The organism is Streptomyces sp. NPDC048462 (genome assembly GCF_043200175.1).
Classification (GTDB): domain Bacteria; phylum Actinomycetota; class Actinomycetes; order Streptomycetales; family Streptomycetaceae; genus Streptomyces.
Genome location: NZ_JBICXG010000006.1, coordinates 187,779 through 198,451 on the forward strand (window position 1 = coordinate 187,779; position 10,673 = coordinate 198,451).

Annotated in this window: 9 protein-coding genes and 1 pseudogene; 4 read left to right on the plus strand and 6 right to left on the minus strand. The window is 72.0% G+C overall.

Annotated features, from left to right (window positions below):
• Positions 1-74 precede the first annotated feature (74 nt).
• Together ACGFU6_RS13735 and ACGFU6_RS13740 are read right to left on the minus strand one after the other, a co-directional pair.
• Positions 75-1,112: a BMP family protein gene (locus ACGFU6_RS13735; protein WP_393610600.1), complete on the minus strand. Its 1,038-nt coding sequence runs from the start codon at positions 1,110-1,112 to the stop codon at positions 75-77.
• Positions 1,113-1,250: 138 nt separating this feature from the next.
• Positions 1,251-2,489 carry an amidohydrolase gene (locus ACGFU6_RS13740; RefSeq protein WP_393610602.1) on the minus strand — a complete coding sequence of 413 codons (1,239 nt, stop codon included), beginning with the start codon at positions 2,487-2,489 and terminating at the stop codon, positions 1,251-1,253.
• A 261-nt stretch (positions 2,490-2,750) separates the two neighbouring features.
• Here ACGFU6_RS13740 and ACGFU6_RS13745 point away from each other — a divergent pair, with 261 nt between their 5' ends.
• Positions 2,751-2,996: a type II toxin-antitoxin system Phd/YefM family antitoxin gene (locus tag ACGFU6_RS13745; protein WP_393610604.1), complete on the plus strand. Its 246-nt coding sequence runs from the start codon at positions 2,751-2,753 to the stop codon at positions 2,994-2,996.
• Positions 2,993-3,364: pseudogene (locus ACGFU6_RS13750) on the plus strand (type II toxin-antitoxin system VapC family toxin); the annotation flags it as partial. The gene ACGFU6_RS13745 and the pseudogene ACGFU6_RS13750, both read left to right, overlap by 4 nt.
• A 37-nt stretch (positions 3,365-3,401) precedes the next feature.
• Here the strand turns inward: ACGFU6_RS13750 and ACGFU6_RS13755 are convergent.
• Genes ACGFU6_RS13755 through ACGFU6_RS13770 form a run of 4 tightly spaced genes read right to left on the minus strand, consistent with a single transcriptional unit; the run spans position 3,402 to position 8,077 of the window.
• Positions 3,402-4,460, minus strand: coding sequence for a hypothetical protein (locus tag ACGFU6_RS13755; protein WP_393610606.1), 1,059 nt, complete (start codon positions 4,458-4,460; stop codon positions 3,402-3,404).
• A gap of 11 nt (positions 4,461-4,471) precedes the next feature.
• Entirely contained in the window at positions 4,472-5,407 is a 936-nt protein-coding gene (locus ACGFU6_RS13760; RefSeq protein WP_393610608.1) for an N-acetylneuraminate synthase family protein, read from the minus strand.
• Between the two features lie 10 nt (positions 5,408-5,417).
• A complete protein-coding gene (locus ACGFU6_RS13765) occupies positions 5,418-6,656 on the minus strand; it encodes a cytidylyltransferase domain-containing protein (RefSeq protein WP_393610610.1) in 1,239 nt (412 codons plus the stop codon).
• Between the two features lie 32 nt (positions 6,657-6,688).
• Entirely contained in the window at positions 6,689-8,077 is a 1,389-nt protein-coding gene (locus tag ACGFU6_RS13770; protein ID WP_393610612.1) for a DUF6716 putative glycosyltransferase, read from the minus strand.
• Positions 8,078-8,297: 220 nt separating this feature from the next.
• Between ACGFU6_RS13770 and ACGFU6_RS13775 the strand changes: the two genes are divergently transcribed.
• Both ACGFU6_RS13775 and ACGFU6_RS13780 read left to right on the plus strand, forming a co-directional pair.
• Complete coding sequence (locus tag ACGFU6_RS13775) at positions 8,298-9,278, plus strand: glycosyltransferase family 2 protein (protein ID WP_393610614.1); 981 nt, start codon at positions 8,298-8,300, stop codon at positions 9,276-9,278.
• Entirely contained in the window at positions 9,275-10,648 is a 1,374-nt protein-coding gene (locus tag ACGFU6_RS13780; RefSeq protein WP_393610616.1) for a polysialyltransferase family glycosyltransferase, read from the plus strand. The genes ACGFU6_RS13775 and ACGFU6_RS13780 overlap by 4 nt, the downstream gene beginning before the upstream one ends.
• Positions 10,649-10,673 lie beyond the last annotated feature (25 nt).

A 10,673-nucleotide genomic window follows, 5' to 3' on the forward strand; every position in this document is an offset into this window, starting at 1 on the left:
GTCTCGGGGGTACGTGAATCGGGGCCCGGACGAGCAGCCGAAGCCGCTCGCCGGGCCCCGATCGACGGGCCGGATCAGGTCGTGGACTTGACCTTGATGGAGCCGTCGACGATCTTCTTCTTCGCGGCGTCCAGCTGGCTCTGGATGTCCTTGAGGTGGTCACCCGTGGTGGTCAGGCTGACGCCGCCCTTGGCCAGGGAGTACGTCTGCGTGCCGGTCAGCGGCTTGCCGTCCTTGACGGACTTGACCAGGTCGAAGACACCGGCGTCGACGTTCTTGACGACCGAGGTCAGGATCGTGTCCTTGTACTTCGCCAGCGCCGGGTCCAGGGCCTGGTCGGAGTCGACACCGATGGACCAGGCGCCCTTCTGGCCCGCGACGGCCTCGATCGAACCGGCACCCGAGCCGCCCGCGGCGGCGAAGATGACGTCGACGCCCTTGTCGAGCATGCCCTTGGCGGCGGCCTTGCCCTTGTCGGGGCTGCCGAAGCCGGACAGGTCCGAACCGGTGGACAGGTACTGGATCTGCACCTTGGCCTTGGGATTCGTGTCGATGACGCCCTGCTGGAAACCGGCGGCGAACTTCTTGATCAGCGGGAGGTCCACACCACCGATGAAGCCGACCTGGCCGTCCTTGGACTTCAGCGCCGCCGCGACACCCGCGAGGTAGGAGCCCTGCTCCTCGGTGAAGACGATCGAGGCGACGTTCTTCGCGTCGGAGACCGAGTCGACCAGGCCGAAGTTGACCTTCGGGTACTCGGCGGCGATCTTGTCGACCGCGTCCTTGTACGCGAAGCCGATCGCGATGACCGGGTCGTAGCCGCCCTCGGCGAGCGACTGCAGGCGCTGCTCGCGGTCGGCCGGGGTCTCACCGGTCTTGGCGGTGAGCTCCTTCGTGTCGGCGTCGAACTCCTTCTTGGCCTTGTCCAGGCCGCGGGCCGCGGAGTCGTTGAACGAGTTGTCGCCCCGGCCGCCCACGTCGTAGGCCATGCCGATCTTCATCTTGCCGTCGGAGCTGCTGCTCTCGTCGGACGAGCTGCCGCACGCGGTGGCAGTGAGGGCGAGCGCCGCGGCAATGGCACACGCGGCGGTGATCTTGGATACCGGGCGCAAGGGAAGGCTCCTTCAAACCTGACCGAAGCGCCTCTTCCGGCGCTGGTTTCGCGGCGATCGTAACGCGCGTAGATGTCAGATAAAGCCCTGTACGGAAGCCGTTATCGGATCGTCGCGAACCGGGGGTGACCTGTCCGGTTACAGATGATTACCGTCGAGCAACGCAGCGGCGGTGAAGAGCTCCACGCCAACGGTGATCGCCTCCTCGTCCACGTCGAAATTGCCCCGGTGCAGGTCCAGACCTCGGGTGTCGCCGGGGACACGGACGCCGAGCCGCGCCATCGCGCCCGGGACGTGCTCCAGGTACCAGGAGAAGTCCTCCCCGCCCAGGCTCTGTTCGGTGTCCTCGATCGCATACGATCCGCGGCGGGCGGTCATGGCCTCGGTGAGCAGAACGGTCGCCGCGGCGTCGTTGACCACGGGCGGCACGCCCCGGATGTAGTTGATCACCGTCTTGGCCCGGTGCAGTCCGGCCACCTCGTCGATCGCGGCGTGCACCAGGTCCGGGGCATCGCGCCAGGCCCCCAGGTCCAGGCAGCGAACCGTGCCGGACAGCTCGGCGTGTTGCGGGATCACGTTGCAGACGTGCCCGGTCTGCAGGCGCCCCCAGGTCACCGCGAGCCCGGCGCGCGCGTCGACCCGGCGGGCCAGCAGCGCGGGGACCTCGGTGACCACCTTGGCGGCGGCGGTGACCAGGTCGGTGGTCAGGTGCGGGCGGGCGGTGTGGCCGCCCGGCCCGTCCAGCGACAGCTCCAGCCGGTCGCAGGCGGAGGTGATCGCCCCGACCCGCAGCCCGATCCGCCCCGCGTCGACCTTCGGGTCGCAGTGCACCGCGATGATCCGCCCGACGCCCTCCAGCACCCCGCAGTCGATCGTGTCGGTCGCCCCGCCGGGCAGGACCTCCTCGGCCGGCTGGAAGATCAGCCGCACCGGGTTGGGCAGCAGCCCCTCCCGGGCGAGGCCGGCGAGCACGAGGCCGGCACCGAGCACGGCGGTGGTGTGGACGTCGTGCCCGCAGGCGTGCGCCCGGTCGGGCACGGTGGAGCGGTACGGGACGCCCGTCTTGGTGTCCGGGATCGGCAGCGCGTCGATGTCCGCCCGCAGCGCCAGCATCGGCCGCGTGTCCCCGCTCCGGATTCCCACGTCGCAGATGAGCCCGGTGCCGGAGGAGAGCACCTGCGGCTCGAGGCCCGCCAGCTCCAGCCGGGCCTTGATGGCCGCGGTGGTGCGGAACTCCTGGTTGCCGAGCTCGGGGTGCATGTGCAGATCACGCCGGAAGGCGATCAGTTCGGCGCGCAGCGCTTCGGGCAGCGTGCCGGGCAGGACCTCTCCTGCGGGCGGCCGGGCTTCACGGAGGCGGGACGTCGAGTGATTCACCCGGAAAGGGTAAAGCTCTTCCCTCTCCAACTGACCATGAAACAAGAAAAGTTCAGCCACATAGGCGAATAATTGACTGAGTCACGGCGTGTGAGTCGACAATGAGGTGGGTAGAATCGCGCGCTTCGGCGCACCCCGCCCCGCTGTCGGGGATGCCCCCGGCCACCCCCGACACCGCCCCCCGGCACCGCTCCTGCCGCGGCCCCCGAGGGCTCGCGGCAGTGGTTAGTCCACCTACCGATCCGCCCTTGCGAGGCAGCCGTGGAAGCAGCGCGCCAGTACAACGTCCATGAGGCCAAGACGCACCTCTCCCGCGTCCTGGAACAGGTGGCCACCGGGGAGGAAGTGGTGATTTCCAAAGCCGGGGTACCGGTGGCCAAGGCTGTGCCGCTCCGGGCCCGGGTGAACCGGACCGGGCGCGGGTCACTGCGGGGACAGATCCGCATCGGGGACGACTTCGACGAGCTGCCGGACGATATCGCCGGCGCCTTCGGGATGCACGGATGAAGATGCTGCTCGACACCCACGTCGTCCTGTGGTGGCTCGACGACTCCGCCGAGCTGTCGGACGAGGTCAAACGCCTGCTGGACGCGGAGCCCTCGGTCTTCGTCAGCGCGGTCAGCCCGTGGGAAATCGCGATCAAGCAGTCATTCGGGAAACTCGAAGGGCCGCAGGACCTCGCGGAACGGGTGCGGGACAGCCAGTTCCTCTCGCTTCCGATCACCGCGGGCCATGGCGGACGGGCGGGCAGGCTGCCGGAACACCACCGCGATCCCTTCGACCGGACACTGATCGCGCAGGCTCAGACCGAGGGGATGACCATCCTGACCCGGGACAAGTGGATCCCCTCCTACGACGTACAGGTCATGCCCGTCCGACCCTGCCCGGGCGGCCGGGCAGGGCCCGCCCGCCTCACGCCTCCCTGGCCACCGCCGTCGCCCGCCAGGGCGCCAGCCGCTGGACGTCGCGGGCCGTCTCGGTGACGCCCGAGAGGAAGCCCTGGGCCCTCGGGGACGCCGTCTCGTGGAGCCATTCGGGGGCGATGTCGCAGACCGCGACCTTCACCTCGGTGCCGACCAGGGCCAGCGGCAGGGTGTGGACCACCGTGGAGGGGAAGCTCAGGACCGTGCGGCCGATCGGGCCGCGCCGGGCGATGAGTTCCAGCGGGAGGTCGGGGCGGACGATCTCCAGGCCGGTGGCGGCTTCCAGGGCGTGGAGCTTCTCGGTGGACTCGCGGCGGTGGGCGAAGTAGCGGGTGGCGCCGTGGGTGCGCGCCAGTTCCGCGACCGCCTCCAGGTACGGGGCGCGGTCGACCACGCCGGTCTCCACCAGGGAGGTGCCGACCAGGTCCGCGCCCTTGGTGAGCAGCGGCGGGCCGAAGCGGGAGCGGGTCCAGGAGAAGGTGTTGGGGATGAGGGAGATGCCGGGCGGCGGGATCACCGGCATCGCGGTGAAGAGTTCGACCTCGCGGGCCGCCGAGGGGGTGAAGCGGCGCCGCGCGGTGGCGGTGACCGGGGCCAGGGCCAGGTCGCGCGGGCTCGAACCGCCGCGCCGGTGCCAGCGGGTGAGGCGTTCGCCGCGGGTGAGCTGGGTGACGAACTCCATGGTCGCGGTGCCGTCGTCGACCACGGTGAGGCGGCGGGGCCTGACCAGGGTGAGCAGCAGCTGTACGTAGCGGGAGAACGGGTCCCCGATGACGATGTGGTCGGCGTTGCGGACGAGCCGGGTCAGGGCGCGCAGCGACTTCAGGGGGGTGCCCGAGTCGCCGCGCGCCTCCTGCCAGCGCACGGTGACGCCCTCGTCGCGGGCCAGCTCCGCCATCCGGCGCAGCTGACCGCGCGACATCGGGTCGACCGGAGGGAGGACGACGACGGTGACGTCCGCGAGGACGCGGCCGCCGCCTCCCTCTGTGTAGGCCCACTCCAGGACGTTCAGGAGCTGGACCGGGCTCTCGACGAAGGCGAGGTTCACCGGTCTGCCCGTCAGACCGCGAGCGGCTCGGCGGCCTGGGCCGTCTCACCGCTCTCCGCGACGACGCCCGGGACCCGGCGGAGCTTCTTCATCGGGCCGAGCTCGGACTCGTAGACCTTCTTGACGCCGTCGCCGAGGGAGGCCTCGATGGTGCGGATGTCGCGGACCAGGCGGGTGAGTCCCTGCGGCTCGACGGAGGCGGCCTGGTCGGAGCCCCACATCGCGCGGTCGAGGGTGATGTGGCGCTCGACGAAGGCCGCGCCGAGGGCGACGGCGGCGAGGGTGGTCTGGAGGCCCGTCTCGTGGCCGCTGTAGCCGATCGGGACGTTGGGGTACTCCTGCTGGAGGGTGTTGATGACCCGGAGGTTGAGCTCCTCGGCCTTCGCCGGGTACGTCGAAGTGGCGTGGCAGAGCAGGATGTTGTCCGAGCCGAGCACCTCGACCGCGTGGCGGATCTGGCGCGGGGTCGACATGCCGGTGGAGAGGATCACCGTGCGGCCGGTGGCGCGCAGCGAGCGCAGCAGCTCGTCGTCGGTGAGGGAGGCGGAGGCCACCTTGTGGGCGGGGACGTCGAACTTCTCCAGGAACGCGACGGCCTCGGTGTCCCACGGGGAGGCGAACCAGTCGATGCCGCGCTCGGCGCAGTGCTCGGAGATGGCCCGGTACTCGGTCTCGCCGAACTCGACGCGGTGGCGGTAGTCGATGTACGTCATCCGGCCCCAGGGGGTGTCGCGCTCGATGTCCCACTGGTCGCGCGGGGTGCAGATCTCCGGGGTGCGCTTCTGGAACTTGACGGCGTCGCAGCCGGCCTCGGCGGCCGCGTCGATCAGCGCGATGGCGTTGTCGAGGTCGCCGTTGTGGTTGATGCCGATCTCGCCCGTGACGTAGACCGGGTGGCCGGGGCCCGCGGTGCGGGAGCCGAGGGTGCGCAGTCGGGAGGCGTTCATGGTGCGTTCCTTACTTGGGGAGGGGGGTGTTGGTGGTGAGGGTGGGGCCGAGCAGCCAGGCCGCGATCTCGCGGATGGCGCCGGAGCCGCCGGGGGTGGTCGTCACGGCGCGCGCCGCGGCGCGTACCGAGTCGTGCGCGCTCGCGACGGCGACGGGCCAGCCGGCGAGTGCGAAGCAGGGGAGGTCGTTGACGTCGTTGCCGACGTACATGACGCGTTCGGGGGCGATGGACTGCTCGTCGCACCACTGCTTGAGCGCGAGGTCCTTGCGGTCGATGCCGTGCAGGACGGGGACGCGGAGCTTGTGGGCGCGGGCGGCGACGACCGGGTTCTGTTCCGTGGAGAGGATCAGGAGGGGGACGCCCGCCTTGCGCAGGGCCGCGATGCCGAGTCCGTCGCCCCGGTGGACGGCGACGGTCTCGCGGCCGTCGGCGTCGATGAGGACCCGGTCGTCGGTCTGGGTGCCGTCGAAGTCCAGGACGACCGCGTCGATGTCCTCGCGGGTGGGCAGCGGCGCCGGGTCCAGGAGCGGGGCCAGGGCGCGGGCGCGGGCCAGGTCGTGCGGGTCGTCGATCTCCAGGACGCGGGCCGGGTCGGTGCGCACCAGCGCGGTGTGGCCGAAGAAGCGGTGGCGGTGGGTACGGAAGCCGACGGCGTCCATCGCGTAGGCGGCGCCGGTCTCCAGGAGGTCCTCGGGGCGGTCCTGGCGGCGGGGGCGGACCGACTTGTCGTGGTTGACGCCGTAGTTGTGGTCCTCGACCGCGCTGCCGTCGCGCCACAGGAAGCCGTGGAAGGGGGCGACGGTGACGGCCGTGTCGGCGTCCTCGCGGGCGACCGCGGCGGCGACGCCGTCGATGTCCTCGCGGGCGACGAAGGGGCTGGTGCACTGGACGAGGAGGACGACGTCGACGCTGCGGTCGTGCTCGGCCTCGTAGTCGTCCATGGCGTGCAGTACGGCGGCCTCGCTGGTCGCGGTGTCCCCCGCGATGGCCTCGGGGCGCTGGACGCAGTGCAGCCGGTCCGCCTGGCCGAGCGTCTCGGCCGCGGTGCGGGCGGCCTCGGCGACGGCCGGGGCGTCGGTCGTCACGACGACGGCCGTCACCTCGGCGGAGGCCAGGCAGGCGCGGACCGCGCGGACGACCAGGGGTACGCCGCCGACCTGGGCGAGGTTCTTGGCCGGTACGCCCTTGGATCCGCCTCGGGCGGGGATCACGGCGAGCACGGTGGGCGGTGTGGCGGGCTGCGTCATCGCTGCTCCCAGGGGTGTCTTGGTGGTGGTGTTCACAGCTCGCCCATCCGCCGGATGACCGGGGCGACCCGCTGGACGCCGTGGCGGTAGGCGCCGCGGGCCGCGTCCCGGACCGCCTCGCGCACCGCTCCCCTGAACCGGCCGGGCTCCCCGGTCGCGGTGGCGCCCGGCAGCGGGTGGCCGTCGGGGGCCAGGTGGTGGCGGGCGAGGATGCCGGGGAGGTAGCCGGGGGCGGTGGCGGGCGTGTAGTAGGGCGTGAGGCCGGGCAGCCGGTCCCGGGCGAGCAGGGCGGTGACCCGGGCCCGTGCGGTGTCGTAGGCCCGCTCGTAGCCGCCGTCGGCCGCGATGCCCTGGCCGGCCAGCCATTCGGCGTCGGGCTCGGGGTGGGCGCCGCCGTCCAGGTGGTCCCAGGAGGTGAGCAGACCGGAGCCGATGAAGTGGTGGTTGCCGAGCGTCTCGCGCACCCCGAGGTCGGTGAGGACGGCGGTGGGGATGCGGCGGTGCAGGGATTCCAGGGCGGCGGTCGAGGAGACGGTGACCAGCAGGTCGGTGCGGTCCAGGACCTCGCCCATGTGGCCGTAGACCAGGCGGAAGTTGGGCGGGAGTCCGCCGGGCAGCTTCTCGGCGAGGCGCTGGTAGGGGAGTTCCTCGATGTGCGTGGTGTGCTCGCCGGGCCTGGAGCGCAGCTTGAGGAGCACCTCGCGCTTCGGGTGCAGCCTGGCGTGCTCGACGAGCCTGCGCAGCAGGTACGTACGGTCGGTGCGGGAGGCCGGTACGGAGGGCTGGGCGGCGAACACGACGGTGTCGCGGCCCGGTTCGGGGCGGTGCGGCTCGCCGCCGAGGAAGGGCAGGGCGGCCTCGGTCACGGCGGAGGCGTCGGCGCCCACTCCCTCGTACACCGCGCGGAAACGCTCCGCGTCGTCGCGGGAGTTGGCGAGGACGACGTCGGCGCCGTGCCGCAGCAGCAGCCCGTCCGCGAGCTTCTCGTAGACGACGCCGACGTAGCCGGTGACGACGACGGGCCGGGCGGGCGACCGGAGTGCGGCCAGGCCGTGCAGCATCGCCTGGACGGCGCCGCCGACCAGCGCGAGGACCACCAGGTCGTAGCCCTCGTCCCGCACCGTGTGCAGGAACTCGGCGGCCGTCACCTCGCGGACCCGGCCGGGGTCGATGCCCACGTCGCCGACCTCGGCCAGCTGGCGCGGGGTCGGGGTCGCCCGGCCGCGCAGCAGCAGCCCGCTGATCCGCGCCGGGGGCGCGTCCGCACGGGTACCGCCCGAGGTCAGCCGGCGCGCGGTGAGCGCGCCCCACTTCCATCGGGTGTCGGAGTCGGCGAGCACGGCCACCCGGAGGACCGGGGGCGGCGTGTCCGCGGACTCCGGTGCTGCCGGCGAAACCGAATTGCTTTTACGAGGGGGCACGTCCAAGAAGGTAGGAAGGCCCGGGGGTGAGCAGCCCAACGTGACAGCAACAAAGGGTTAACAGCCTGCCGACGATTGCCCAACCCGCCGCCGGGCTGCTTGAACGGACCGGAAAAGTGGTCCCGGATGCTTACCGGTTCATCATTTCGACCGGCGCCGTTCACCTCTCGTCCGTACGGCCGCAAGGCCGAATGTCCGGCCCGGAACTAGCGTGACGCGGGTGGTTAAGCTCTCGGTCATCGTGCCGTTCTACAACGTGCAGACATACGCCCCCGACACCCTGAGAAGCCTGCGGGCCAACGCCCGCGAGGACTTCGAGTTCATTCTCGTCGACGACTGTTCGACCGACGGGACCGCGGACATGCTGCGCCGCGCGCAGGAGGAGATTCCCGGGGTGGTCGTCCGCAGTCACCGGCAGAACGGCGGACTGGCCACCGCCAGGAACACCGGTCTGGACGCGGCCGGCGGCGAGTACCTCGCCTTCCTGGACGGCGACGACTGGGTCGCGCCCGGTTTCTACGCCGAACTGCTGGCCAGGACCGAGGCGCTGGGCTGCGATTTCGTCCGTACCGACCATGTCCAGGCCGACGGCAGGACCCGTACCGTCCAGCGCGTCCCGCACGGTCCCAGGAACGTGGTCTCGGCGCCCCGGGACGCGATCCTGCCCGCCGGGCGCAGCACCTCCGTCGACTACGCGTACGCCTGGGCGGGCCTGTACCACCGCAGGCTGCTCGACCGGGGGCTGCTGCACTTCACGGACGGGCTGCGCACGGCGGAGGACCGGCCGTGGATCTGGCGGCTGCACCGGGAGGCGGATTCCTTCGCGGTGCTGGGACTTCTCGGAATCTTCTACCGACGCGGCGTCGCCTCGTCGCTCACCCAGATCGGTGACATGCGCCAGCTCGATTTCATTCGCTCGTTCGACCAGGTCGTACGGGAAACAGCGGCGGACCGCGACGCGGCGGAACTCCTGCCGAAAGCGGTCCGCAACTATTGCGCGATCATTTCCCATCACATGGGTTCGATCGAGAGGTTCGAGCCCGCGGTGGCGCGGGCCCTGAAAACGATGAGCGCCGGCGCCCTGGGGCGAATGCCGCAGGACGTGCTGGACGAGGCCATCGACTCGATGGACGTCAAGCGCGCCACGGTGCTGCGCCGGCTGCGGCGGCGGTCCGCCGCGAAGGAGGTGGCGGCCGCGTGAACGGCAGCCGGGCCCGTACGACGCAGATCTTCTTCGCCTCCACGCTCTACGGCACGGCCACGCTCGCCGCCGCGCTGGACGCGGGGCTGTTCGAGGACGCCGGGCGGCGCGTCCTGCTCGTCTCGAACAACGCGGCGATCCCGGAGACGGCCACCTCCCTCGACGCGATGCCCGGGTTCGACGTGCTGCGCGGCCGGTTCGACGACGTCGTGTCGTGGAACGCCACGATCGCCCCGCACCACCCGGGCGGCTGGTCCCCGCGCCCGGACGACGTACCGCTGTGGGAACGGCATCTGCGGCTGGCCTGGGGGCTGGGCGACGACGATGTCGAGATCGCCGTCGAGTCGATCCAGGTCGACCCGGCCATGGCGGTCGCCCAGATCTTCAGCGGCGTGCCGCTCGATGTGTACGCGGACGGGCTGATGAGCTACGGGCCGACCCGGAACAAGATCGACCCGCTGGTCGGCACCCGGGTGCGGCGGCTGCTCCATCTCGATCTGGTGCCGGGGCTGCGGCCGCTGCTGCTCACGGAGTTCGGGGTGGAGCCGCTGACCGTGCCGACCGAGGCGTTCCTCAAGGTGCTCGGTGAGCTGGGCGACGCGCCGGACGTCGCGGCGGGGGTGCCTTCCGTCGAGGGGCCCGCGCTGCTGCTCGGCCAGTACCTCTCCGCGCTCGGCCTGATCAGCGCGGCCGAGGAGGAGGAGCTGCATCTGCGGATGATGCGCGGCGCGGTCCGGCGCGGCCACTCCCGGCTGGTGTTCAAACCGCATCCGACGGCCCCGGCCCAGTGGTCGCGGGGGATGGCGGCCGAGGCGGCGCGGCTCGGCGCCGAACTGACCGTGCTGGACGCGGGGGTGCTCACCGCGCCGCTCCTCGCCGAGGTGCTGTACGGGCGGATGCGGCCGGCGCTGGTCGTCGGCTGCTTCTCGACGGCGCTGCTCACGGCGTCCGCGTTCTACGGGCTGCCGGTGGCCCGGGTCGGCACGGAGACGCTCCTCGAGCGGCTGACCCCGTACGAGAACAGCAACCGGGTCCCGGTGACGCTGGTGGACGCGCTGGTGCCGGACCTGGAGGACGCCTCCCCCGCCCCGGCCGTGGCGACGGTGGCGCCGGACGGGCTGAACGACCTGGTGCGGGCGGTCGGCTTCGCGATGCAGCCGAGGATCTACCCGGGGCTCCGCCCGGTCGCGGAGCGGTATCTCGCCGCTCGTCCGGCGGCCGCGACCCGCCGCTACTTCAAGCGCAGGCGGCTGACCGCGCTCGCGCTGCCGGGCGGGGTGCCTCAGCAGCTCGGGTTCCTGCCGCGGAGCGCGGCGGTGCGCCGGGTGGCGCGGCGTGCGAAGGCGCTGCGGCCGGGCGCGCGGCGGTGAGCCGGTCGCGTGACCGCGGGGCTCG

Excerpts from the sequence above, each read along its gene's own strand:
- ACGFU6_RS13760 (WP_393610608.1), bottom strand. The coding sequence starts at position 5,407 with ATGAACGCCTCCCGACTGCGCACCCTCGGCTCCCGCACCGCGGGCCCC.
- ACGFU6_RS13765 (WP_393610610.1), bottom strand. The coding sequence starts at position 6,656 with ATGACGCAGCCCGCCACACCGCCCACCGTGCTCGCCGTGATCCCCGCC.